Genomic DNA, 24,098 nt, shown 5'->3' on the forward strand with positions numbered 1-24,098 from the left:
CCCGAAGACGCGGGAGCGGCCCGCCACGCGGCAGTGAGGCGGGACGAAGAGTGCCCTCAGTCCGGCTCGCCGCTCATGCGGCGCTGCAACTCCCACAAGGTCCGGAAGAGCCCGGGCGACCGGGTGAGTTCGCTGTAGGTGCCCTCCTGCACGATCCGGCCCTCGTCCAGGACGACGATCCGGTCCGCGACGGCCACGTTGGTGAGACGGTGCGTGATCAGCAGGACCGCGCGGTCCTTGGCCAGTTCGCGGAGGCCGGAGAAGATCCGGTGCTCCGCCCGCGCGTCGAGGGCCGCTGTGGGTTCGTCCATCACCAGCAGCGCCGCCTGCCGGTGGAATGCGCGGGTGAGGACCAGCCGCTGCCACTGGCCGCCCGAGAGCTGCTGCCCACCGAACCACTCGCTGGTCAGGAGGGTATTCAGGCCCGAGCGCAGGCCCGGCAGCATCTCGGCGGCCCCCGATGCCTCACACGCGGCGAGCAGGGCCGCGTCGCCGGTGTCGCCCTGGCCGAAGGTGATGTTGTCGCGCATGGTCAGTGGAAGATAGGTGAACTTCTGCGGCACGAGGGCGACATGCTGCCACGCCTCCCAAGGATCGAGCCGCGTCGTGGAGGTGTGGTTCCAGGCCACCTCGCCGTCGGTGGGCAGCAGCAGCCCGCACAGCAGGCGGGAGAGGGTGGACTTGCCCGAGCCGTTCTCCCCGACCAGGGCCACGATCTCGCCGCGCCGCACGTGGAGGGAGACCTGGCTGAGGCTGTCCTTGGGAGCACCGTCGTAGCGGTACGTGACGTTGCGGACCTCGAACCGCTCCGGTGCGGCCGGGAGGACCCGGGTGCCCCGGGAGCCGGCCATGGCCTGGCCGTGAGCGTTGTCGAGGAAGTTCTGCCAGTCCTGGACGTACCAGCCGGTGCGTACCAGGCGGGCCCCGCCGTTGATCATGCCCCGGACGGAGCCGGTGGCCGTCTGCAGGGCGAAGACGGCGCCGCCCCCGGCCGCCAGGCTCATCCGCCCGGAGGAGAGGAGCCACAGCAGCGCCGCCCACACGGCGGCCGAGGCGGCTCCGCCGCCGAGAGCACCGGCCAGGCCCATCCGGGCCCCCGTGTTCGCCGCCGTGCGCTCGGCGGCGTTGACCGAGGCGGCCAGCTTCCGGTAGCGGCCGATCAAGAACGGGCCGGCCAGGCAGGCCCGCATCTCCTCGCTCGACTCCTGGTAGGCCATGTGCCAGCGCAGCTTGCTGAGCATCCGGCGCCGCCCGGACGTCTCCACCTTCGCCAGGTACATCACCCGGGCCGAGCGGATGTAGGCGGCGGCCTGCGGCAGGCACGCGAGCAGGAGCAGGGGGAGGAGCAGCGGGTGCAGGACGGCCAGGACCGCGGCGCCGGCCGTGAGTGTCGCGGCCGCCGCGAGCACGTCCTGGGCCTCCTCCACCAGGTCGGGGGTGACCTGCGCGCCGCGGTCGGCGATGTCGAAGGCGTCGTTGTAGCCGGGCTTGTTGTTGGCGGCCAGTTCCGCGCCGAGCGCGGCCTCGACCATCGTCACCTCCGCCGCCCGGGCGAGCACCGGGCGCAGCCGTCCGGTCAGCCAGACGACGGCGATGCCCAGCAGCGCCCGCAGACCGGTGGCCGCGGCGATGACGGCGAGCTGCGGAGCCGCCTCCCACAGCCGCTCGGTGACCGCGCCCGAGGAGACCAGCGCGGTGATCGTCCCCGTGACGGCCAGCAGGCCGAGGGCCGCGAGGGCGCCCGTCGCGGTCTGGCACACCAGCAGTCCGACGGTCGCGCCGCGGTCCACTCCCCAGGCCATGCGCACCGAGCGCAGTACGAGCGCCGGCAGGCGGCGCGCCATCGTCCGGGTGGTCAGCAGCGAGCCGGCCCGCAGGCGTGACTCGTCGCGGTAGAGGTATTCCTCCTCCCGGGCACCGGCTTCCTCCGTTTCGTCGTGCCGTGGCCTGTCGGACGGCTCTCCTGACGGCTGTTCCTGTGTGACGGACGAGGTCATCGATCCCCCCGGGGCGTTGGCTGAGGCGGTGTCGTGAAGCCCAACGACGCGAAGGGGATATCGAACACACGTCTTTCGGCCGTGCTGCGAAGCCCGTGGACGCCCTGCGGCGGCGGAGCCGGAACCCGTGCTCCCCGGTCCGTCCGGGCCCGGCCGCCGTCACCGGACGGCCGAAACGCCGCCCGGCGCGATACGGCCACGGCCGTGGCGGGAAAGCCTGAAGGGAGGTTCACTCCTTTCGTGGCCTACCGCAAGACCCCCGCCGAGATCAGCCGGCTCGAAGCCGCTCGCGAGCACCTCGTGGTCCGTGCCGCCGAAGTCGTGGCGGAAGTGGGGTGGGCGCAGGCGTCCGGGACGGACCGCCGCCTCGACGCCGCCTGGCGCGAACTCCAGAACCAGCCCACCCTCACCGAGGACGCCGAACTACGCGCCCGCCGCGTCATCGAACGCACCGCCCTGATCCTCCAGGCGTCCCTCCTGGTCCGGCACGCCCCCGCGGCGGTGGCGGACGCCTTCTGCGCGTCGCGCCTCACCGGCGACCGGGGGCTGTCCTTCGGGACGCTGGAGCCGTGGACGGACTTCGGCGGGGCGCTGGAGCGGATGCCGGTGTGAGGTGAACGACGGCGGCCGTGCCTCTCGCCAAGCAACTCCCGCGCGAGGCACGCCCCGAGGGCTCCGTCCGCTGCACACTTTCGGGGCGGCCTCGACGGGCCGGCAGCCCTGCCGCACCATGAAGGGCATGGCCCACAGGACGCGCGCAGACCGAGGGGGAACGCTCCTCCCGGTCTCCTACGACAGCCCCGACGCCCGTGCACTCACCCGCGCCCTGCACCGCGAGCAGAAGGCGGTCTACGGCCGGGCCGACGACCCCGAGGCGAGCGAACCCGCCGAGTTCACCCCTCCGAAGGGCGCGTTCTTCGTCATCCGGGCGGAGGGCGCTGCCGTGGCCTGCGGCGGCTGGCGCACCGTGGCGGAGACCGTCGCCGAGATCAAGCGGATGTACGTCTCGCCGACGGTCCGGGGGCTCGGCCTGGGACACCAGCTCCTCGCGGCCTTGGAGAGCGACGCCCGCCGGCACGGCATGACAGAGCTGATCCTGGAGACCGGGGTCGCCAATACCGCCGCCCTGGCCCTCTACTCCAGCCGCGGCTACGCCCCGATCGCGCCCTACGCCCCGGACCGCGACCCCCGCGTCAACCGGGCGCTGCGCAAAGCCCTGATCGCGGAACCTGTCCACAGCCGGCGGCCGTCCGAGGAGTAGCCCGTCCTCGGCCGGGAAGGCCGGCGTGCGCGGTCCGTCGAGTCGCCTGCCTGCGGGTGCAGAATTCGCCGAGCCACCAGGAGCCCGTCACGGAGGGGCCGTACCTCTCCCTGCCCGCCCGACTCGACACGGCTGGGGCGAAGAGAACCCGTTCGCGCACCCCAGCGCCGAGTCCGTGAGGAAACCCCGGGAGAGTCCCGACCGGCGAGACCTCTTCCATCCCGATCTCACTCCAAGGTCCGCCGAACCGTCCCGTCGCGGAGCCGCTGCCGCCGCGAGGGCTGGGGGAGAGCCCGGGCGGGAGGCGAGGCGGCTGCCCTGTTTCCCCCGGCTGTGTGAGGTCCCGCGAGGCGTGAGAAGGTCTGACGCGTGAGTGAGACACCGGCGAACACCCTGCAATACCGCTTCGACGGGCCGGAGGACGCCCCGGTCCTCGTCCTGGGTCCCTCGCTGGGGACCACCTGGCACATGTGGGACAGGCAAGTCCCCGAGCTGGCCCGCAGTTGGCGGGTGTTCCGGTTCGACCTGCCGGGGCACGGTGGGGCTCCCGCCCACCCGGCCGGGGCGGTCGCCGATCTGGCCGACCGGGTGCTGGCCGCGCTGGACGCCTCCGGGGTGCAGCGGTTCGCGTTCGCCGGGTGCGCGCTCGGCGGTGCCGTCGGCGCCGAGCTGACACTGCGGCACCCCGGGCGGGTCGCCTCGCTGGCGCTGATCGCCGCCTCGCCGCGGTTCGGGACCGCCGACGAGTTCCGCCAGCGCGGGGTGGTGGTCCGCTCGCACGGGCTGGACCCGGTGGCGCGGGCCGCGCCCGAGCGGTGGTTCACGCCGGGGTTCGCCGGGGCGCAGCCCGCCATCACCGAGTGGGCGGTGCAGATGGTGCGCACCACCGACCCGGGCTGCTACATCGCCGCCTGCGAGGCGCTCGCCTCCTTCGACATCCGCGCGGAACTGGGCCGGATCGGGGTGCCGACCCTCGTCCTGGTCGGCTCCGAGGACCAGGTCACCGGGCCCGCCGAGGCGCGCACGCTGGTCGCCGGCATACCGGACGCCCGCCTCGCCGTGGTGCCCGGTGCTTCGCACCTGGCGCCGGTGGAGCAGCCGGCCGCCGTCACCGACCTGCTGGTGCGGCACTTCTCCGCCCCCTGGAGCCCTGCCCCGGAGGCGACCGGGCAGATCCTGCCGCCGGTTCCGGCGCCGGTGGTCGTGCCGCCCCAGCCCACGGGTCCGGTCGCCGAGATCGCCCCCTGGGTCGACCCCGACGCCGCCGTGCGGCCCGACCCGTACGAGTCCGGCGTCAAGGTGCGCCGCGAGGTGCTGGGCGACGCCCACGTCGACCGTGAACTGGCCGAGGCCGACGCCTTCTCGGGCGAGTTCCAGGACTTCCTCACCCGCTACGCGTGGGGCGAGATCTGGAGCAGGCCCGGGCTGGACCGCCGTACCCGTTCCTGCGTCGCGCTGACCGCGCTGATCGCCTCCGGGCACACGGCCGAACTGCCCGCGCAGGTACGAGCGGCGCTCCGCAACGGCCTCAGCGTGGCGGAGCTCCGCGAGGTCCTGCTCCAGGCCGCCGTCTACTGCGGGGTCCCGGCCGCCGAGGAGGCGTTCCGGGTCGCCCGCGCGGTGGTCGCGGAGGAGACGACGCCGCAGGAGTAGCGACGGGGCGGCGGTCGGGGGCCGCCCGGCGTCCCCCGCGCGGCCCGGGAGAGCGATGGCGGCGCGCGAGTGCGTAGGCGGTTCCGGCTCTCGACGGCGGCCGGTCGGCCCCGGGGGCGGGCGGTTCCGTGGCCACCGGCACCCGGGCGACCGCGTACGCCCCGGCCCCCCGAGGCCAAGGGGGAACGTGCCGGACGCGGAAGGGAGGAGCACGATGGAACCATGAGGTTCATCAAGAAGCGCCATTCCTGCGTCAGGCTGGAGAAGGAGTCGGGCACGCTCGTCATCGACCCGGGCAACTTCACCGAGCCCGACGCGGCTCTCGGCGCCGACGCCCTGCTGGTCACCCACGAGCACCCGGACCACTTCGACGAGGGCAACCTGCGCGCCGCCCTGGAGGCCAACCCGGCCGCCCAGTTGTGGACCCTCGCCTCGGTGGCGGAGCCCATGGCGGCGGCCTTCCCCGGTCGCGTCCACACCGTCGGCCACGGCGACACCTTCACCGCCGCCGGGTTCGACGTCGAGGTCCACGGCGAGCTGCACGCCGTCATCCACCCGGACCTCCCGCGCGTCACCAACGTCGGCTACCTGGTCGACGGCGAGGTCTTCCACCCCGGCGACGCGCTGACCGTCCCCGAGCGGCCCGTCGAGACCCTGCTGCTGCCCGTCATGGCCCCCTGGAACAAGCTCTCCGAGGTCGTCGACTACGTCCGCGAGGTCCGCCCGACCCGCGCCTACGACATCCACGACGCCCTCCTCACCGACCTCGCCCTGCCGATCTACGGACGGCAGATCGGCGCGCTGGCCGGCACCGACCACCACCACCTCGCCACCGGCGCGTTCACCGAGGTCTGAGGGCGTTGTCGGCGGGGTCGGTTAGGTTGTCAGGCATGCGCATCGCCACCTGGAACGTCAATTCGATCACCGCGCGCCTCCCGAGGCTGCTGGCCTGGCTGGAGAGCAGCGGCACGGACGTGCTGTGCATCCAGGAGACCAAGACCACCGAGGAAGCCTTCCCCGCCGACGCCCTCGCCGAGCTGGGCTACGAGAGCGCGGTGCGCGCCACCGGCCGGTGGAACGGCGTGGCGATCGTCTCCCGCGTCGGCCTCGCCGACGTCGTCGGCGGCCTGCCCGGCGGCCCCGAGTACGACGGAGTGGAGGAGCCCCGGGCCATCTCCGCGACCTGCGGCCCGGTCCGCCTCTGGTCGGTCTACGTGCCGAACGGCCGCGAGATCGGCCACCCCCACTTCGCCTACAAGCTCCAGTGGCTCAAGGCCCTGCGGGACGCCGTCGCCGAGGACGCGGCGGGGAAGCGCCCCTTCGCCGTCCTCGGCGACTACAACATCGCCCCCCACGACTTTGACGTCTGGGACCCCACCGCCTTCGTCGGCGCCACCCACGTCACCCCCGAGGAGCGCGAGGCCCTCGCCGCCCTGCGCGCCACGGGGCTGGACGACGTGGTCCCGCGCCCCCTCAAGTACGACCAGCCGTTCACCTACTGGGACTACCGCCAGCTCGGCTTCCCCAAGAACCGCGGCATGCGCATCGACCTCGTCTACGGCAACGCCCCGTTCCGGGCGGCCGTCTCCGACGCCTACGTGGACCGCGAGGAGCGCAAGGGCAAGGGTGCCTCCGACCACGCCCCGGTCGCCGTCGACCTCACCGTCTGACCCGCCCGGCGCTCACCGCCCGCCGCCCGGCCGCCCGTCCAGCACGGTCAGGTCGACGGCGTCGGCCAGCGCCTGGAGCCCCGCCTCGCCCGGGTGCAGGTGGTCGCCGCTGTCGTACGCGGGGAGCATCCGCTCCGGGCGGTCGGGGTCGCGCAGGACGCGGTCGAAGTCGAGGACGGCGTCGAAGGAGTCCCGGTCGGCGCGGAGCGCCCGGTTGACCTCGGTCCGCTCGGCGTCGACGGCGGCGGTGCAGCGCGACTCGCCCTCACACGGTGCCAGGGTCGCTACCACGGCCCGTACACCCCGGGCGCGCGCCCGTTCGGCCAGTCGGCGCAGCCCGTTCACCACTTCCTCGGCGCTCGCGCCCCACCGGACGTCGTTTATCCCCTCGAAGAGGACCACGGTCCGCACCGAGGTCTGCGAGAGAAGGTCCCGGTCCAGCCGGTTCAGGGCGCTCACGCCGCCCGTGTCGCTGGAGACGCCGTCGCCCGGGTAGCGGTCGCTGAGCACACGGTTGGCGGAGATCCCCTGGTTGAGCACGCCGTACCGCGGCACGCGGTCCTGGGCGCGCAGCCGCCGGGCGAGCGCGTCGGTCCACCGCTTGTTGGCGCCCGTGGTGGTGCCGACCCCCTCGGTGATCGAGTCACCGAGCACCACCACCGAACCCGGCCCGCCCCCCACGTCGACCCCGGTCAGCAGCGGCCAGGTCCCGATCGTCCGGCCGTACGCAGCGCCGTCGGCGTCGGCGGCGTGGTCGCCCGGGGTGCTCAGGTACGACTTCTGCACCGCCTTGTCGTGCAGCGGGACGGACGGCACCGGACCCGGCAGATGCAGGCTGACCAGCAGATCGGCGCCCTCCTCCACGGTGAGGCCGACCGGGTCGCTGACCGCCTCCGCCCCGGCGGGCAGGGCCGTGGCGCGCTGCCCGCCGAAGGTCAGCGGCACCGGCGCGGCCCGGGGTTCGGCGCCCTTCGCGCGGACGGCCACGGTGGCGCCGCCGAGGCGCACCGGGGTCCCCGCGAAGGTGTTGGAGAGCCGTACCCGCACCGTCGGCCCGGTCCTGGTGGGGTGGACGACCAGCCGCAGCGTCTGGTCGCGCCACGGGCCGACCTGAGGCAGCCCGGCCGTCGACGCCGACCAACTCCCCGTCCAGCCCCGCGTCGCCGGACGGACCCGCAGGTCGAAGACGTGCAGCGACCGCCCGAGCCCCTGGACGTGCGGCAGCCGCACCGACTCCACGGTGCGGCCCGAGTCGAGCGGCACCGTCACCACGTACAGCCGGGGCCGGTCCTCGACGCGGCCCTCGCGGCTGTTGAGGTAGGGCAGGGCCACGGCCTTGGTGGCGAGGGGGCCGGTGCGCCAGTCGGGGGCGGTCAGCCGGTAGCGGCTCCGGCCGCCGTTGCGGTAGTGCACGGTGCCGACACCGGTCGCCTCCCCGCCCGTCCCGGCGACCAGGAAGGCGAGCGCGTCCCCGCGCCCCCCGACCGCCACCCGCTGCCCGTGGGCGCGCACGTTGTCAGGTCTGCCGGGTCCCACGGCCGGCCAGTCGAGCCGGGTGCCCTCCACCGTGGGACGGGCGCCGACCCGCCACCCTGCGGCGCGCAGCGCGGCGGCCGGCAGCGAGCGGCCCTGCCCGTCGAAGTCGGCGGCGCCCGGCCGGCCGTCCTCGCTGACCGCCCTGTTGTCGTACAGCTCGCGCAGCGGCCGCGGCGCCCGCTCCTCGGCCGCGCCCGCCGAGGTGAGCGAGGCGGCGCTGGTGCTGATGGCCAGGACGAGGGCGGGCCCCCACAGGTGTCGGCGCACAGGCGCCCCCTTCTTCGGTCGTCGGTCGTCCAGGAGGACCGGACGCGCGAACGCGTCGCGGCCCGCCGCCGAGTCGATGGTGCCGGTCGGCGGCGCCGGTGCCGTGGTGCCGGAGGTGTTCGGTGCGTCGGGCCGGGCGGGCGGAAGGTCCGGGCCACGGTAGGAACGTCCCCGAGAAGGCGTCAACGGCGCCTGGGCCGACGGGACGTGAACAAGCTCCGAACAGGCCATGTCCGGTTCCCGGCCGCGCGCCTGTGGCCTCTCGGCGTCCGCCGGTGCCACGCTGGGCGCCATGCACATCCCCTTCCTGGACAAGTGGCGCGAGCGGCAGAGCGGACAGGGACGCTCGGCCGCCGCCGTCTTCGAGGACCACCCCGAGGCCGCCGCCGAACTCTTCGCAGAGTGCGAACTGCTCCGCTCGCACGCCCACATGGCCGGGCTGGAGCTGGACGACACCCCGGCCTCACTGGCCGCGCTCGACCAGTTGCTCCCGCGCTGGCGCGACGACCCCGAGGTGCTGCCCTGGCTCGGCAACGACGCCGGGCTGTACCTCGGCACCGTCGTGGTGCGGACCGTGCCCGGCGCGCGCTGGCACGTCTGGCCGGGCGGGCGGGTCGTGGTCCGGCTGCCCTCCGGCCGTGAACTGCACGTCGTCGAGGCCGGCATCGAATGGGCGGTGCACGGCGCGCCCGAGCTCTCCCAGATGTACGCCGAGATCTCCGAGGGCTGACCGCCCGGCCGCCCCGGCCGCGCTCCGCCGGTATCCGCCGACCGGCGGTGCGAGTATGGGCAAATACGGTTAATCCCGCCCTGTGCGTGTCGTCTGTCCGGCCCTGAGAGGCGCTGGATAGTTTGCGCGGACCGACACCGCTGGAAGTGGGTAGAGCTGGGCATGGCTGTCGATCCGTTGATCGAGTTGCACGACGTGAACAAGTACTACGGCGACCTGCACGTCCTGAAGGACATCAACCTCACCGTCGGCCGCGGAGAGGTCGTCGTCGTCATCGGCCCCTCGGGGTCGGGGAAGTCCACCCTCTGCCGCACCGTCAACCGGCTGGAAACCATCCAGTCCGGCACCATCCGGCTCGACGGGCAGCCGCTGCCGGAGGAGGGGAAGGCGCTCGCCGGGCTCCGCGCCGAGGTGGGCATGGTCTTCCAGGCGTTCAACCTCTTCGCCCACAAGACGGTGCTCCAGAACGTCTCGCTGGCCCAGATGAAGGTCCGCTCCCGCAAACGGCCCGAGGCCGACCGGCGCTCGCGCGAACTCCTGGAACGCGTCGGCCTCGCCGACCACGCCGGCAAACTCCCCGCCCAGCTCTCCGGCGGCCAGCAGCAGCGGGTGGCGATCGCCCGGGCGCTGGCGATGGACCCCAAGGCGCTCCTCTTCGACGAGCCGACCTCCGCGCTCGACCCCGAGATGATCACCGAGGTGCTGGAGGTGATGCAGCAGCTCGCCCGGGAGGGGATGACCATGGTGGTCGTCACCCACGAGATGGGGTTCGCCCGTTCGGCCGCCAACCGGGTCGTCTTCATGGACGGCGGGCGCATCGTCGAGGACCGCACCCCCGAGGACTTCTTCAGCAACCCGGAGAGCGACCGGGCCAAGGACTTCCTCTCCAAGATCCTCAAGCACTGAGGGGCGACGCCATGACGCACACCGACCCGCCCCGCCGCCCCGGCCGCGCCACCCGCCTGCTGGCCCTGGCGGTGCTGGTCCTCCTCGCGCTGGTGACCGCCTGCGGCAAGGAGGGCAGCCCCCCGGTGAAGGGCCCGCGCGCCGACCAGCTCCCCGACTACCGCGTCAACACCGGTTTCCGCCTCCCCGAGTCGCCGACCTGGCGGCGGGCCAAGTCCCGGGGCGCCCTCGTCGTCGGCGCCAAGGAGGACCAGCCGTACCTCGGAGAGAAGGACCCGGCCGGCGGCGGCTACACCGGCTTCGACATCGAGATCGCCAAGATGGTCGGCGCCTACCTCGGCTTCCCCGAGAACCGCGTCCGCTTCACCACCATCGCCTCCGCCAACCGTGAGACGGCCCTCCAGAACGGCCAGATCGACTACTACGTGGGCACCTACACCATCAACGACAACCGCAAACGGCTCGTCGGCTTCGCCGGCCCCTACTACATCGCCGGGCAGGGCCTGCTGGTCCGCACCGACGAGGAGGACATCAAGGGCCCCCAGGACCTCGACGGCAAGCGCGTCTGCTCCGCGGCCGGCTCCACGCCGTACCAGCGGATGCAGAAGGAGTACCCGAAGGCCGTGCTCGTCTCCTACGACACCTACTCGATCTGCGTGGACAACCTGCTGACCTACCAGGTCGACGCCGTCACCACCGACGACGCCATCCTGCTGGGCTACGCGGCCAAGGCCCCCGACGAGCTGAAGGTCGTCGGCAAGCCCTTCTCCGAGGAGCCGTACGGCATCGGGGTGCTGCGCTCGGACAACGCGCTGCGCCTGGCCATCGACGACGCCCTGGCGGCGGGGGAGCGCAACGGCTACTGGAAGGCGGCGTACGACGCGACGCTCGGCCTCTCCGGGGTCCCCGCGCCCAAGCCGCCCGCCATCGACCGCTACCCGGCCGGCTGAGGAGGGGAGCGCCCATGAACGTCCTGACCGACAACTTCTCCGTCTACGGCGAAGGGTTCCTCGGCACCGTCGAACTCACCGTCTACGCCTCACTGCTGGCCCTCGCCCTCGGCTTCCTGATGGCCTCCTTCCGAGTGGCCCCGGTCGCCTCGCTGCGCTTCTTCGGCACGGCCTGGGTCACGGTGCTCCGCAACACCCCGCTCACCCTGCTGTTCTTCGCCGTCCTGCTCGGCCTGCCGCGCTTCGGCCTCGTCCTGCCCTTCCAGCTCTTCGCCGTGCTGGCGCTGGGGTGCTACACGTCGGCCTTCATCTGCGAGGCGCTGCGCTCGGGGATCAACACCGTGCCGCGCGGCCAGGGCGAGGCGGCCCGCAGCCTCGGGATGACCTTCGGCCAGACCCTCTCGGCCGTGGTGCTGCCACAGGCGTTCCGGTCGGTGATCTCGCCGGTCGGCTCGACGCTGATCGCGCTGGCCAAGAACTCCGCCATCGCCGGGGCGTTCAGCGTCACCGAACTCCTCGGCACCTACCGCACCCTCAGCGAGCTGGGCTACAACGTCATCTGGACCTTCGTCTGGATCGCCCTCGGCTACCTCATCATCACCCTCACCATCAGCGCCCTGTTCACCCTCATGGAGAAGCGCTGGGGAGTCGCCCGATGACCGCGCAGTACGAGCAGGAGCCCTCGGCCCTCTACGACATCCCCGGCCCCAGAGCCCGCAGGCGGCACCGGATCTTCAGCGTCCTCGCGGTCCTGTTGATCGCCGCGGTCATCGGCTGGGTGCTGTATCTGCTCTTCGACACCGGCCAGTTCACCACCGCCAAGTGGCGCCCCTTCGCCTACACCGGCATCCAGGAGCTGCTGCTGCGCGGACTGGGCAACACCCTCAAGGCGTTCGCGTACGCCTCGGTGCTCTCCCTCGTCCTCGGCGGGGTGCTCGCCGTCGGGCGGCTCTCCGACCACCGGCCGGTCCGCTGGGTGGCGACGGTGATCGTGGAGTTCTTCCGGGCCATGCCGGTCCTGGTGATGATCTTCTTCGTCTTCGTGGCGCTCCAGGTGCAGGCACTGCCGGCCCTGGTCACCGGCCTGACCCTCTACAACGGCTCGGTCCTCGCCGAGGTCTTCCGTTCCGGCGTCAACTCGGTGGACAGGGGCCAGCGCGAGGCCGCCTACGCGCTGGGCATGCGCAAGACCCAGGTCATGGTGCACGTCCTCGCCCCGCAGGCGCTGCGCGCCATGCTGCCCGCCATCATCAGCCAGCTGGTGGTGGCGCTGAAGGACACCTCGCTGGGCTACCTCATCACCTACGAGGAGTTCCTCCACGCCGGGAAACTCATCGCCTCCAACCTCGACTACGATTTGCCGTTCATCCCCGTGGTGATGGTGATCTCGCCGATCTACATCGGGATGTGCATGCTGCTCTCCTGGTTCGCCCAGTGGGTGTCCCGCAGGGAGCGCCGTGATCCCAAGGCGAAGGCGGCAGTCGTCACCCGGGCCGAGCCAGGAGGACTGCTGCCGGGCAACCGGTAGCGGGCCGGCCAGGGGCGGGCGCGCCGTCCCGGCCTGCCCGGCAGCAGCCGGAGATCACTTCTCGCGCACCGGGACCGACACGTGACCCGGGTCGTCCGCAGGCGAGGAGAAGGTCAGCTGCGCGCCGGACGGGTTGTGCTCGACGTACAGCGGGTCGACGGTGTCGACGACGACAGCGAGCCGGTGACCGGCCGGAACGTCGTAGGCCGTGGAGTACAGCTCCATGTCCACGGCGAACGGCCGGCCCGGCTCGCGGTCGTGGAAGGTGTACGGGGCGTGCGTGACCAGCTTGCCGACGCCCAGCGGCCCCACGTCGTACAGATAGGCCACGAAGGTGCCGCTGCTCTTCGTCGGCGTCACCGTGGTGTGGACCTCCGGCGTGCCGCGCACCGCCGCCCCGTCGGTGTACTGCTCCGACTGCCAGACGGCGGCGTGCCGGCGGGGGAGCAGCGGAATCGACGCCGTCGGGGGTGTGCGGACCAGCTGGTCGAGGGCGCTGGTGAGGAAGATGATCCCGCCGTTGGCGCCCGAGTCGACGTTGGCGCGGACCGTGTGGGTGCCGGCGAGGTCGATCTTGCGGCTGTCGGCGCCGACGGACTTCCAGTCCGGGTAGCTCTCGTAGGCGCCGGTGGACCGGGACTTGATGCGGACCGGCTGCTCGCGGTCGACACCGTTCTCCTCGCCCTTGAGGTGGTGGTCGAACCAGCGCCGGGCCGAGGTCCAGGTGTCGTTGGGCAGACCGAGCAGGCCGGTCGCCTCCGAGGTCGCGTGGTCGCCGGGGCGGAACTCCAGCCGCTTGGGGCCGGTCAGCTTCTCGTAGAAGTCGGCGTACTGGTTGGGCGGGAAGAGGCTGTCGCCCCAGGCGTTGCCGAGCATCACGGCGGTGCCGTTGGCGTTCAGGGCGTCGAGGTGGGTGGCGGGGGAGCGCTTCTTCCCCCAGTCGATCATCTTCTGCTCCTTGTCGAGCTTGGAGCCGATGAAGTCGCTGAGGATCTCCTTGAGTTCGGCGCTCGGGCGGCCGGTGAGCAGGCCCGAGCCGCCGAGCAGCAGGGCGGCCTGGAGGTGCTGGGTACGGCCGCTGTAGATGGAGTCGATGAGGTCGGCCCAGCCGCTGAGTGCCGCGACCGTCTTGATCCGCGGGTCGTGGGCGGCGGCGAGCAGGCTGATCCCGGCGCCGTAGGAGACCCCGGCCATGCCCACCCGCTCCGGGTCGGCGGGGGTGTTGGCGAGGGCCCAGTCGATCACGGCCGAGGCGTCGGCGATGTCCGGCGGCCCGGCCACCTCGATCTCGCCGCCGGACTGCCAGAAGCCGCGCGAGTTGTAACTGACCACCACGTAGCCGGAGTCGGCGAGCTGGGTCGCCTGCGCCAGGTACTCGACCTGCGGCACGGCCCAGCTGGTGGGCAGGACGATCACCGGGTGGCGGTCGCCGGCGGCGGACCCCGAGGGAGACACCACGTTGGCCTTGAGGACGGTGCCGTCGGGGCTGGTGATGTCGACGAAGCGGATGCCCGAGGCCGCGGCGCCGGTCGGGGCCTGGGCGGGGGCCGCGGGTGCGGCCTGGGCGGGCGCGGCGAGCGTGCCGACGGCGAGCGCGGCCGTCAGCGCACAGGCCGCGGTGGTGGTGAGGGCGGGACGGGGACGTCTCATGGGTCACTCCTCGCTGCGGGCAGGACAAGTGACCCGACGGTAAGCGGAATGGCTTACCGATGGTAACCGGCGAGTAGGTTACGCACGGGTAACGATTGCGGGTCGCCGCCCCGCGCACACTTGGCCCGGTGCGAGCCGCGCGCGGCGGGTACCGGCGCCGGCTCCTGCGCCGCCTTCGTCACGTCCGCCACCACCTCCACCACGTCCGAGCCGTACGCCGCCGAGTTGACCACCTTCAGCAGCAGCGCGAAGGTTCCCGAACCGTGCCTGCGCGCCGGCTTCTCGTGATGCCGTGCCAGGGAGCGCGTCGCCGCCTGCGGCGTGGGCGGCCGCTGCCCGCAGAACAGGAAGACCGGTCGCCCACCCTGGCCGCCCGTCAGCCGTGCCAGCAGCACGTGCTCGCCCACCCCCGGCTCCATCCGGAACCGCTCCCCGCCGATCAGGAACGCGCCCCGGTCCGGCCCGGGCTCCGGCTCGGTGTTGATCCGTACCCCCGGCGGCAGCGAGGCCGGGTGGGCGGCCATCCGGCGGTTCGGACATGTTCCAACGGCCCCACCTTGAACTCAGCTTCATGACAGGCGCTCGGCCTGCGCGTATGCAGGCCCCCGGATCGGCGGGGCCCGCATAGCCAGAGCGGAGGAGCCATGAAGGACGGCAACTGCAGCTTTGGCAGGTGACCAAAGCCGCTGCAGAAACCCACGGTGGCGGAGACGACCGTCAACCGAGCCCTGACCACGGCATGAGCCCCGGTCGAAAGGGGCGTCGCCGGCTTGAAGTGCTGGCGGAGCTTCCGTAGATCCCGATGCAGTCCGAGCCGCGTGACGTCGATCGCCGAAGCCGTCCTCACCCTGGAGCGACGCCGTCGAAGAAGTCCACTCTTCGGTGCCGCTCGGTGCGTGCGCGACGAGGTCGGGTCCGCTGCGAAGTGCGAGCCTGCCGCGTTCCCGTTCTTGCGCGATGAGGGCCTGGCCGCCCGTGTGGCCGATGCGGTCACCACTGTCTATGGCGATCCTGTAGCGGGCTCTGGCCCGGACGTAACGAGCACCCTACGGCCGGGGGTGCTGATGTATTCAGAGGTCACCGGTCACCGGTCACCTTCAGGTCAGGATTGCTGCCCTCGCCCCCGCCCGCCCGCGAAGCCCAGGCGGTGACTTCTCGTCAGAAACGGCAATCACGGCTCGCGCCAGGGCAGGCAGTGAATAGGCTCGCCGCGCATCTCATGTGTACCGGAGCTGAGACGAGGAGCCCGCATGGCCCTGCACGAGCGTCGTCCCTTGCACATCGTCGAAGTACCCCTGGGGGACGGGGAAGGCATGGTGCGGGTGCAGGTCGAGGAGACGGACGAGGCCGTCGTCCGGGTCGGCCGGGGTGGTCGGGCGGTGGCCCGGGCGGAGGAGTCCCTGGACCAGATGCTGGATGCGGTCCGGCCGGTGGCGGACGCGTTCGTCGGGCGCTGCCGTGACATGGTGCGACAGCCGGATGAGGCGACGCTGGAATTCGGCATGTCGCTGTCGGCTGACGCGAAGGTCCTCATCGCCGGATCGTCCGCTGCCGCGAACTTCTCGGTCAGCCTCACCTGGCACAACAGCGGGGCGGACGTGCCGGCTTCGGCGAACTGAGGCTGTCGTGGCTGAGAGCGGGAGGGCCGCACGCGAACCTGCGATGGCGTCGTCGGTGGTGCGGGTCAGAGGCAGCGACGGCACGGTGGTGGGCGCGGGTTTCCTCGTCGCCGAGGACACGGTGCTGACCTGCGCCCATGTGGTGTCCGACGCCCTGGACCAGCCGCGGGAGTCCGCCGTCGCAACGGGGACCGTGGTCGTGCTCGACCTGCCCTTCGCCGCCGACCGTCCTGAGGGGTCGGCGAAGGTCGAGCACTGGGTGCCGGTCCGGGAGGACCAGGGCGGCGACGTTGCCGTGCTCCGTCTGGACGGCTCGCTGCCTGGGGCACGTCCCCTGGCGATGGCCGATGCCGGGGACGTCTGGGACCACGAGACCCGGGCCGTCGGCTTCACCGACGACGCTCCGGACGGGAACTGGCAGCAAGGGCGCTTCCGCGGCCCCGTCGGCAGCTCTTTGGTGCAGCTCTCGCGTGCGGACGGCCAAGCCGTCCACGTGAGGCCGGGATTCAGCGGAAGCCCGGTCTGGGACGACGATTTGGGCGTGGCCGTGGGCATGGTCGTCGCGTCGCAGCCGGTGAAGGAAGCCCAGCAGGCGTTCGTGATGCGCACAGAAGCGGTGGCCCAGGCGGTGCCCGCTCTGAGAGAGACGCTGCTGCCCGCCAACCCGTTTCTCGGCCTGAAGCCGTTCGGGGAGAACGACGAGGACCTGTTCTTCGGCCGGGAGAGGGACGTCGCCCGGGTGGTCTCCGCCCTGGAGGGCGACCATCCGTCGGTCACGGTGTGCGGCCCCTCGGGCAGCGGAAAATCCTCCCTCGTACTGGCTGGGGTGGTGCCCCGGCTGCGCAGGGCCGGGTGGGATGTCCTGGTCGTCGACTGCAGCCGCGCGGGGGTGCCGCGGGCCGCTCTGGCCACGGAGCTCTTCGAGCGCGCGGCGACCGGACCCGGCCCCGTGCGGGCGGGGCAGGCGGACCAAGTGGACACCTGGCTGCGGGAGTTGGGCCTTGCCGACGCTTTCCACCGGGCCACCGGCCGGACCGCTGAGCGGCTGCTGGTCGTCCTCGACCAGGCGGAGGGCCTGCTCAACCTCGCCGAGCCGGATCTCGCCGAGACGCTCGGTCTCCTGTTCCCGACCCGCCGCACTGTTCTGCGTGTCTTGGCCACCTTGCGTGCCGATGTCATGAACACGGCTCTGGGGGATCCGGGCCTGGGGCCCGCGCTGACGGCCGGCGTGACCCTGCCCCTGACGCCGATGAACCGGGACCAGCTCCACACCGTGATCACGCGTCCCCTCGAAAAGGCACCCGGAGTGAGCTATGAGCCGGGACTAGACCTACGGATCCTGGACGACGCCGGTACCGACCCGGGTGTTCTGCCGCTCCTGGGATTCCTTCTGGAGCAGCTGTGGAACGAGGAGCGCGGGTGGCGGCTGAGTGCCGCGACGTATCAGAAGATCGAAGGTGTCCAGGGTGCTTTGATCCGCCACGCCGGAGAGGTGTGGAAAAGCTGCGTGCCGGCGGGTTCGGAAGAGGAGGCGCGGCGCCTGTTGGCGGGTCTGGTACGCGTGGTTCCCGGCGGGGAGGTCACGCTGCGGCGCCCGCTGACGCGGGAGGAGGCCGGTGAGGAGCGCTGGCGTCTGGCACAGGCCATGGCGGCGCAGGACAAGCGCCTGCTCGTCCTGCACGGTGGGGACGGCAGGCCCGAGAGCGCGGAACTGGTCCACGAGGCTCTGATCACGCAGTGGCCGGAGCTGGCCGACGTGGTACGCGTCAACGCCGACTTCCTGAACGCGCGGGCCGAGGTCCAGCACGACCAGGAGCGATGGGTACGGGCACAGCACCGCACGGACCTGCTGCCGGGAGGCTCTCAGCTCGACTCCCTCACGAAGAGACTGGGCGACCGCGAGCGCGAACTGTCCCGGGAGCAGAGGGAGTTCCTGGCGGCAGGCCGCCGCCGACGACGAGCGGTCCGCTGGTGGACCGGCGCCGGCTGGGTGGCCGGCGCCCTCGTGTTCACGCTTGTCGCGACACTGATCACCTTCAATGTCCAGGAGTCCCGGGTCAGCGCCCAGCGTGCCGACGAGGCACGCTCTCGGGCGCTGGCGGTGCAGTCGGACGACCTGGTCGACACCAATCCCGTCCACGCCGCCCTGGCCGCCCTCGCCGCCCACCGGATCGCGCCAACGCAGGAGGCCCGCAACTCCCTACTGCGGAGGTACTCCGAGGCCCAGAGCGCGGAATGGATCCTCTCGGGAGCCGAGGGCAAGTTCGAGGACGCCGCGATGAGTGCGGACGGCAAAGTGACGCTGGTGACCACCGATGGCGGGCGTGCCCTGCTGTTCGTGCGGACGGCCCAGGGCATGGTGCGGCAGGAGAGTCTACGACTTGGCCCCAACGTCGGATCTCCCAGGGTGAGTTTCGACGGACGGCGGATCTCCTATGTGCGCAAGGAGGATGGCGTAGTCGTCTGGCACGAGGTCGCATCCACCGCGAAGCGAATGGTGGGGAGGGCGCACCCGCTTGAGGTGCCGGACCCGGACGGCTCCGGCCCGAGCGGCGGCGACGCGATCGACGCATCCGTACTCCAGTTCAAGGTGACGTCCTTCTCCCGTGACGCTCGCTTTCTGGTCGAATCGGGGGACGACACATGGACCACCGGAATCTTCGATCAGCCGGAGCTCCCCGTGCGGATATGGGACCTGGAGACGGGACGCCCGCATGTGTTGCCGAAGAAGTATTCCATCGCCACGTCAGCATGGTTCGGTCCGGAGTCCGGACCATCACACGGTGGTGCTGGCGGCAGCGAGTGGATCTCTCATCGCCGTCGACGTCCGGACCGGGAAGATGCGCCGGCTGACCGAGTCCTTCGACGGCGTCCCCTCAAGCACGGAGGCCGGCAACTGGGTGTCGGCCGACGGAACCGTGGCGCTCTCGTGCCGCGGTGACCGCGATGCGTCGTCCGGCGCGCAGTACAAGGCGATACGCGTGGCGGACGGACGCGTTCTTCGCACCCACCGGTGGGACCACGGCTCGTTGTGCGGAGCCACGCTCCTCGACCCGTCGGGGAAGCGGTTCGCCCGGAACACCGAGCTCGCCGACTGGGAGGTAAGGGAAACCAGCGGGAACGCCCGTCCTCAGAAGTTCGCCGGCCCCGGTGTCGAAATCGGCGAACGCGGGTCGTTCCCCCTCCTCGGGACAGCCCGCGACCCGGTGGTGCCAGTCAGGAAGGACACCAGGATCACCGGGCAGAAGATGACCGACGCCGAGGGCGAAACCGCGTACGGCACGCCGACACTGCTCGGGGACGGCAGCACGATGCTGGTCCGCACCGGGGCAGACGGCGAAAAGTTGATGGTGGTGGAGACCGAAGGGGAACAGCGCGTCCTGTACGAGGTGTCCAGCACATCGAAAACTCCGCCCGCCGATGAACAGCTGATCGCCGTCAATCGCTCGCAGACGCTCATGGCGGACGTGTCGGACGAGAACCGAGTGACGGTCCGCCAACTGCCGTCACTGAGGAAGGTCTCCGAGTTCACCGTGGCGCGCCCACCGGTGGAGGAGGGCAAGTCGTGGCGGGAGCCGGTGACTCTCGACTTTCAGCCCGACGGCCGGCTCGTGACGCTGTCCGGCACACGGATCGAGTACTGGGGCACCCGTGACGGCCGGCGCCTACGCCCGCCGATCGACGTGAAGGGCGCCCTGCCCGCCTCCCAGGACGAGCCGGAGTACCTCATGGCGGGTCATCGCGCCCCAGGAGTAATCGGGATCCTCGTACCCGGGACGCCGGACCTGTACGCCATCGACCTGCGAACGGGCCGGGAACGCAAGGACCTGCGCACCGAGTTCCATGAGGACCTCCTCATGGCGGTCTTCCTCAAGGACAGTCGGTATCTGGCGGTGCTCACCACGGGCCGCGTGGTGGAACTGTGGTCCGCCGAGCCGGGACAAACGCCACGAAGAGTAGTGGGCCCTCTCGGGCCTCTGGAGCCCGGCGAATCCACGGTCGGGAACCCCGCGGGCGCCGACTTCTTCGTGGCCTACGGCAGCACCGTCGTCTTCCTCAAAGCGAACGACCCCTCATACAGGGACACGTACAAGTTCGGTGCGGACCAGCGTTTCGCAGCCACCAACACCACCGATGGGAAAGCGCTCCTCGGCAGCCCCTCGTCGGAGGGCCTGTCGGGCGGCCTGTTCGACCAGAGCCCCCTGAGACTCACCCGCCTTGACCCCGCCCGCTGGGAGCAGCACCTCTGCAAGGTCGTCGGTCGTGATCTGACCGATGACGAACGCAGCGCACTGTCGGGACCGCTGCCAAAGAGGACTTGTGAACGTTCCGGGTTCGGTGGGGACTCGGTCATTTGAGGGGATCGAGTCATGGCACGTCCTTGCCCATTACCCGCTTGAGCTGCGCAAACCAGCTGTCCGCATGGTCGCCGAGGTGCGGCCGGAGTACGACACCGAGTGGTCCGCGATGAAGGCCGCCGCGTCGAAACTCGGCATCGGCACGACCGAGACGCTGCGTAAGTGGGTGCGGCAGGACCAGATCGACGCCGGCGCCCGGCCGGGCGCGACGACGGATGAGTTCGGTGGAGCTGAAGCGGCTGAAGATGGAGAACGCTGAGCTGAAGAGGGCGAACGACATCCTCAAGGTGGCAGCGTCTTTCTTCGCGGCCGAGCTGGACCGGCCACACACACGCTCGTAGCGTTCATCGACGAGCACAAGGGCGGCTTGGCGGCGTCGAGCCGATCTGCCGGGTCCTCACCGACCACGACTGCAAGATCGCCCCCTCCACCTACTACGCCCACCGCAAACGCCAGGCCGCCCCCGCGGCCCGCACCGTCCGCTACGCCGAACGGAAGCCCCAGATCAAGGAGGTGTACGACACCAACCACCGTGTCTACGGCGCCAGGAAGATCTGGCGGAACCTGAACCGACAAGGCCATCCGGTGGGCCCGCTGCACCGTCGAACGCCTCATGTGCGAACTCGGCATCACCGGCGCCGTCAGCGGTAAGAGGGCGGTCACCACGATCCCCGGCCCCACCGCGCCCAGGGCGCCGGTCCTGGTCGACCGCGACTTCGTCGCCGACGCACCGAACCGCTGCTGGGTCGCAGACTTCACCCACGTGGCGACCTGGAGCGGCGCCGCCTACGTCGCCTTCGTCGTGGACACCTTCTCGCGCCGCATCGTCGGCTGGTCGGCCGCCACAACGAAGGAGACCCGGCTCGTCCTGGACGCGCTGGAGAAGGCCTTGTGGCACCGCGACCGCAACCAACGCCCGTATATTCGCGTTGAGTTGATGCATCACTTGGACGCCGGGTCGCAGCACGCGTCGTTCGATCTGGCCGACCATCTGGATGCCGCCGGCATCGCGGCGAGCATCGGCTGGGTCGGGGACGCCCTGGACAACGCCCTGATGGAATCGACGATCGGGCTCTACAGAACCGAGTTGATCAAGCCTCAGCGACCGTGGCGAACGCTCTCCCAGTCGAGCTCGCCACCGCCGTGGGTCGACTGGTACAACCACAGTCGACTCCACGGTGAGATAGGGCACATCCCGCCCGTCGAGTACGAAGCAAACCACTACCTCATCACCACGAAACCCCAGGTCACACCCAACATCTGAGATCTCTACGGAACCTGGAACGATTCAGCCGTGGGCGCGCACGGTGGTGCCCCGGCCTCGGGTGACGCACCCGTGTTCGAGGCATCCTGGCCCGGCGCCCCAGGTGAAGTTACGCTGCGCGGACGGCTGCTGACTGGAGGTAGGGAAATGCGTCCGTCTCCCACCCGCAGGCTCTCGCTCTGCGCCCTCGCGATCGCGATGCTCTCGGTGGGTGCCGCCGCCCCACCCGGCCAGGGGCCACCCGAGCGGGCGGCACCCGGCAAGTCCCCCGTCGCGACCGGCCACGGCGGCGCCGTCTCCAGCGTCGACCAGGACGCCTCCGCCGCCGGCATCGAGGTGCTGCGCCGGGGTGGCAACGCCGTGGACGCGGCCGTCGCCACCGCCGCCGCGCTGGGCGTCACCGAGCCGTACTCCGCCGGCATCGGCGGCGGCGGGTACGCCGTCCTCTACGACGCGCGCACGGGCACCGTGCAGACCGTGGACGGGCGGGAGACCGCGCCCCGCAGCGCCGGGCCCGGCCTCTTCCTGGAGGACGGGAAGCCCGTCCCCTTCGGTGAGGCCGTCACCAGCGGCCTCGGTGTCGGCACGCCCGGCACCCCCGCCACCTGGCGCACCCTGCTCGACCGCTGGGGCAGCAAGCCGCTGGGCGAGCTGCTGAAACCGGCCGAGCGCCTCGCCCGCGAGGGCTTCACCGTCGACGAGACCTTCCGCGCCCAGACCGCCGACAACCAGGCCAGGTTCGCCGACTTCCCCGCCAGCGCGAAGCTCTTCCTGCCCGGCGGGAAACTCCCCGTGACCGGCTCCACCTTCCGCAACCCCGACCTGGCCCGCACCTACGCGGAACTGGGCCGCAAGGGCGTCGACGCCCTCTACCGGGGTCCGCTCGCCCGCGACATCGTCCGTACCGTCAACAAGCCGCCGGTGGACCCGGACGCCGACCGCCTCGTCCGTCCCGGCCGCCTCACCGAGAGGGACCTCGCCCGCTACCGCACCGAGCGGCACGCCCCGACCCGCACCCGGTACCGCGGCCTGGACGTCGCCTCCGTCGCCCCCTCCTCCTCCGGCGGCACCACCGTCGGCGAGGCGCTCAACATCCTGGAGGGCACCGACCTGAAGGGCGCCACGCCGCAGCGCTACCTCCACCGGTTCATCGAGGCGAGCCGGATCGCCTTCGCCGACCGCAACCGCTGGGTCGGCGACCCCGCCTTCTCCGACGTCCCCACCGCCGGACTCCTCAGCTCGCGCTTCGCCGCCTCCCGGGCCTGCCTGATCCGCGACGACGCCGCACTCACCAGCCCGCTGGCCCCCGGCGACCCCCACGACCCGGCCGGCTGCCCGTCCGGCGGCACCCCCGCCCCCACCCCGTACGAGGGGGAGAACACCACCCACCTGACCACCGCCGACCGGTGGGGCAACGTCGTCGCCTACACCCTGACGATCGAGCAGACCGGCGGCAGCGGCATCACCGTGCCCGGCCGGGGCTTCCTGCTCAACAACGAGCTGACGGACTTCTCCTTCACCCCGACCACCCCCGGCCTCCCCGACCCCAACCTGCCGGGCCCCGGCAAGCGGCCGCGCTCCTCCATCGCGCCCACGATCGTCCTGGACGGCGGCAGGCCGGTGCTGGCGCTCGGTTCGCCCGGCGGGGCCACCATCATCACCACGGTCCTCCAGACCCTCACCGGCGTCGTCGACCGGGGCCTGCCCCTGGTCGACGCCATCGCCGCGCCCCGCGCCAGCCAGCGCAACGCGGCCGCCACCGAGATCGAGCCCGGCCTGTGGGACAGCCCGCTGCGGGCCCGGCTGGAAGCGCTCGGCCACACCTTCCGGCAGAACCCCGAGATCGGCGCCGCCACCGCCGTGCAGCGGCTGCCCGACGGCCGCTGGCTGGCCGCCGCCGAGACCGAGCGGCGCGGCGGGGGCTCCGCGATGGTGGTCCGGCCCGACCGCCCCTGACCGCCCGGCGGCCGGCCGCGCCCCGCGCGGTCGGCCGTCAGTCGGCGGTGTCCTCGCGCAGCACCCGCCCGTCACCCGCGTCCACGTCGACCGCCGTCGTACGGAACGACTCCTGGTCGACCACGTCCACCTGCCACACCGCCGTCCCGTCCGACTCCTCCAGCTCTGCCTTGACGGCCGTGCCCGGCCGCCGGTCGGTGGCCGCCTTCGCCGCCCCGGCCGCGTCGGTCTCCGCCTCCTCCAGCAGCGCCTTCCGCTCCTCGCGCTCCTCCAGCTCGTCGTCGGGCCGCTCGTCCCGAGGGCTGTCGGAGACGGCGCCCGAGGCTGCGTCGACCTGCCGGGCGACGGCCGAGCCGTCCTCCTCGGCCAGCGTCACGGTCCAGTGCGGCGCGTCCCGCGCGGTCCGCCCCAGCTCCACCGCGACCGGCCGTCCGTCCGGCTCCCCCTCGCGCGCCGCCTTCACCGCGTCGGCCAGCGCGACGGTGGTGGCCGCGAGCAGCGCCTGGTTCTCCCGTGCGCCGTCGTCCATCGGAGTGGCGGTCTCCTCGCCCGGCTCGGTCGGCGACGGAGCCGGTGTCCCGCTCCGCGAGACACCGGAGGTCGTCCCCGTCTCCGGCGCGTCCCCGCCGGAGCAGCCCGCCACGGCCAGCGCCAGCAGGGCCAGCAGGGCGGCGGCCGGCGCGCGGGAGTGGCGGCGGTGCGGGGAGCGGGGAGCACTGCGGTTCATCGGGGCCTCTCACAAGCGGAACGTCG

Annotated in this window: 16 protein-coding genes and 4 pseudogenes; 15 read left to right on the forward strand and 5 right to left on the reverse strand. The window is 72.1% G+C overall.

The features are described from left to right. Positions 1-56: 56 nt before the first annotated feature. Complete coding sequence (locus ACSLIC_RS22990) at positions 57-1,997, reverse strand: ATP-binding cassette domain-containing protein (protein ID WP_436739602.1); 1,941 nt, start codon at positions 1,995-1,997, stop codon at positions 57-59. A 345-nt stretch (positions 1,998-2,342) separates the two neighbouring features. Here ACSLIC_RS22990 and ACSLIC_RS22995 point away from each other — a divergent pair. The 5 genes and pseudogenes from ACSLIC_RS22995 to ACSLIC_RS23015 form a co-directional block, all read left to right on the forward strand. Then, a pseudogene (locus ACSLIC_RS22995) lies at positions 2,343-2,609 on the forward strand (DNA alkylation response protein); the annotation flags it as partial. A 127-nt stretch (positions 2,610-2,736) separates the two neighbouring features. After that, positions 2,737-3,258: a GNAT family N-acetyltransferase gene (locus ACSLIC_RS23000; protein WP_436739603.1), complete on the forward strand. Its 522-nt coding sequence runs from the start codon at positions 2,737-2,739 to the stop codon at positions 3,256-3,258. Between the two features lie 369 nt (positions 3,259-3,627). Further along, positions 3,628-4,911 (forward strand): bifunctional 3-oxoadipate enol-lactonase/4-carboxymuconolactone decarboxylase PcaDC, encoded by a 1,284-nt coding sequence (pcaDC, locus tag ACSLIC_RS23005; protein WP_436739604.1) that lies wholly within the window; start codon positions 3,628-3,630, stop codon positions 4,909-4,911. Positions 4,912-5,133: 222 nt separating this feature from the next. After that, positions 5,134-5,766, forward strand: a complete 633-nt coding sequence (locus ACSLIC_RS23010) for an MBL fold metallo-hydrolase (RefSeq protein WP_436739605.1) — start codon at positions 5,134-5,136, stop codon at positions 5,764-5,766. Between the two features lie 35 nt (positions 5,767-5,801). Next, on the forward strand, positions 5,802-6,581 hold the full coding sequence (locus tag ACSLIC_RS23015) for an exodeoxyribonuclease III (RefSeq protein WP_436739606.1): 780 nt from the start codon (positions 5,802-5,804) through the stop codon (positions 6,579-6,581). Positions 6,582-6,593: 12 nt separating this feature from the next. Here ACSLIC_RS23015 and ACSLIC_RS23020 read toward each other — a convergent pair whose 3' ends face one another. Further along, entirely contained in the window at positions 6,594-8,384 is a 1,791-nt protein-coding gene (locus ACSLIC_RS23020; RefSeq protein ID WP_436739607.1) for a GDSL-type esterase/lipase family protein, read from the reverse strand. A gap of 292 nt (positions 8,385-8,676) precedes the next feature. Between ACSLIC_RS23020 and ACSLIC_RS23025 the strand changes: the two genes are divergently transcribed. The 5 genes from ACSLIC_RS23025 to ACSLIC_RS23045 all read left to right on the forward strand — a co-directional run bounded on the left by ACSLIC_RS23025 (position 8,677) and on the right by ACSLIC_RS23045 (position 12,498). Beyond that, a complete protein-coding gene (locus ACSLIC_RS23025; RefSeq protein ID WP_436739608.1) occupies positions 8,677-9,114 on the forward strand; it encodes a DUF6278 family protein in 438 nt (145 codons plus the stop codon). Between the two features lie 162 nt (positions 9,115-9,276). Beyond that, positions 9,277-10,020, forward strand: a complete 744-nt coding sequence (locus tag ACSLIC_RS23030; RefSeq protein WP_436739609.1) for an amino acid ABC transporter ATP-binding protein — start codon at positions 9,277-9,279, stop codon at positions 10,018-10,020. A gap of 11 nt (positions 10,021-10,031) precedes the next feature. Next, a complete protein-coding gene (locus ACSLIC_RS23035) occupies positions 10,032-10,970 on the forward strand; it encodes a glutamate ABC transporter substrate-binding protein (RefSeq protein ID WP_436739610.1) in 939 nt (312 codons plus the stop codon). 14 nt (positions 10,971-10,984) lie between these two features. Then, on the forward strand, positions 10,985-11,629 hold the full coding sequence (locus tag ACSLIC_RS23040) for an amino acid ABC transporter permease (RefSeq protein ID WP_436739611.1): 645 nt from the start codon (positions 10,985-10,987) through the stop codon (positions 11,627-11,629). Beyond that, positions 11,626-12,498, forward strand: a complete 873-nt coding sequence (locus tag ACSLIC_RS23045; RefSeq protein WP_436739612.1) for an amino acid ABC transporter permease — start codon at positions 11,626-11,628, stop codon at positions 12,496-12,498. The genes ACSLIC_RS23040 and ACSLIC_RS23045 overlap by 4 nt, the downstream gene beginning before the upstream one ends. Positions 12,499-12,552: 54 nt before the next feature. Here the strand turns inward: ACSLIC_RS23045 and ACSLIC_RS23050 are convergent, their stop codons facing one another. Together ACSLIC_RS23050 and ACSLIC_RS23055 are read right to left on the reverse strand one after the other, a co-directional pair. Then, entirely contained in the window at positions 12,553-14,148 is a 1,596-nt protein-coding gene (locus ACSLIC_RS23050) for a CocE/NonD family hydrolase (RefSeq protein ID WP_436739613.1), read from the reverse strand. Positions 14,149-14,201: 53 nt separating this feature from the next. Next, positions 14,202-14,681 (reverse strand): annotated as a pseudogene (locus tag ACSLIC_RS23055) (hypothetical protein); the annotation flags it as partial. Between the two features lie 147 nt (positions 14,682-14,828). Between ACSLIC_RS23055 and ACSLIC_RS23060 the strand changes: the two are divergent. From ACSLIC_RS23060 to ggt, 5 genes and pseudogenes are all read left to right on the forward strand, one after another. Beyond that, positions 14,829-15,011: pseudogene (locus ACSLIC_RS23060) on the forward strand (IS5/IS1182 family transposase); the annotation flags it as partial. A 387-nt stretch (positions 15,012-15,398) separates the two neighbouring features. Then, positions 15,399-15,767, forward strand: coding sequence for a CU044_2847 family protein (locus tag ACSLIC_RS23065; protein WP_436739614.1), 369 nt, complete (start codon positions 15,399-15,401; stop codon positions 15,765-15,767). Between the two features lie 43 nt (positions 15,768-15,810). Continuing rightward, positions 15,811-18,708 (forward strand): nSTAND1 domain-containing NTPase, encoded by a 2,898-nt coding sequence (locus tag ACSLIC_RS23070; protein ID WP_436739615.1) that lies wholly within the window; start codon positions 15,811-15,813, stop codon positions 18,706-18,708. Between the two features lie 1,481 nt (positions 18,709-20,189). Then, a pseudogene (locus ACSLIC_RS23075) lies at positions 20,190-21,389 on the forward strand (IS3 family transposase). A gap of 147 nt (positions 21,390-21,536) precedes the next feature. Then, on the forward strand, positions 21,537-23,345 hold the full coding sequence (gene ggt, locus ACSLIC_RS23080; RefSeq protein WP_436739616.1) for a gamma-glutamyltransferase: 1,809 nt from the start codon (positions 21,537-21,539) through the stop codon (positions 23,343-23,345). A gap of 37 nt (positions 23,346-23,382) precedes the next feature. On the opposite strand, the gene ACSLIC_RS23085 is transcribed toward ggt, so the two are convergent. Next, positions 23,383-24,072: a PepSY domain-containing protein gene (locus tag ACSLIC_RS23085; RefSeq protein ID WP_436739617.1), complete on the reverse strand. Its 690-nt coding sequence runs from the start codon at positions 24,070-24,072 to the stop codon at positions 23,383-23,385. Positions 24,073-24,098: the final 26 nt, after the last annotated feature.

It is taken from the genome of Streptomyces sp. BBFR102 (assembly GCF_051397025.1).
Lineage (GTDB): Bacteria > Actinomycetota > Actinomycetes > Streptomycetales > Streptomycetaceae > Streptomyces.

Bases quoted from the DNA above. Each gene is read 5' to 3' on its own strand.
- ACSLIC_RS22990 (WP_436739602.1), bottom strand. From the start codon at position 1,997: ATGACCTCGTCCGTCACACAGGAACAGCCGTCAGGAGAGCCGTCCGAC.
- ACSLIC_RS23000 (WP_436739603.1), top strand. From the start codon at position 2,737: ATGGCCCACAGGACGCGCGCAGACCGAGGGGGAACGCTCCTCCCGGTC.
- ACSLIC_RS23010 (WP_436739605.1), top strand. From the start codon at position 5,134: ATGAGGTTCATCAAGAAGCGCCATTCCTGCGTCAGGCTGGAGAAGGAG.
- ACSLIC_RS23015 (WP_436739606.1), top strand. From the start codon at position 5,802: ATGCGCATCGCCACCTGGAACGTCAATTCGATCACCGCGCGCCTCCCG.
- ACSLIC_RS23025 (WP_436739608.1), top strand. From the start codon at position 8,677: ATGCACATCCCCTTCCTGGACAAGTGGCGCGAGCGGCAGAGCGGACAG.
- ACSLIC_RS23030 (WP_436739609.1), top strand. From the start codon at position 9,277: ATGGCTGTCGATCCGTTGATCGAGTTGCACGACGTGAACAAGTACTAC.
- ACSLIC_RS23035 (WP_436739610.1), top strand. From the start codon at position 10,032: ATGACGCACACCGACCCGCCCCGCCGCCCCGGCCGCGCCACCCGCCTG.
- ACSLIC_RS23040 (WP_436739611.1), top strand. From the start codon at position 10,985: ATGAACGTCCTGACCGACAACTTCTCCGTCTACGGCGAAGGGTTCCTC.
- ACSLIC_RS23045 (WP_436739612.1), top strand. From the start codon at position 11,626: ATGACCGCGCAGTACGAGCAGGAGCCCTCGGCCCTCTACGACATCCCC.
- ACSLIC_RS23050 (WP_436739613.1), bottom strand. From the start codon at position 14,148: ATGAGACGTCCCCGTCCCGCCCTCACCACCACCGCGGCCTGTGCGCTG.
- ACSLIC_RS23065 (WP_436739614.1), top strand. From the start codon at position 15,399: ATGGCCCTGCACGAGCGTCGTCCCTTGCACATCGTCGAAGTACCCCTG.
- ACSLIC_RS23070 (WP_436739615.1), top strand. From the start codon at position 15,811: ATGGCGTCGTCGGTGGTGCGGGTCAGAGGCAGCGACGGCACGGTGGTG.
- ggt (WP_436739616.1), top strand. From the start codon at position 21,537: ATGCGTCCGTCTCCCACCCGCAGGCTCTCGCTCTGCGCCCTCGCGATC.
- ACSLIC_RS23085 (WP_436739617.1), bottom strand. From the start codon at position 24,072: ATGAACCGCAGTGCTCCCCGCTCCCCGCACCGCCGCCACTCCCGCGCG.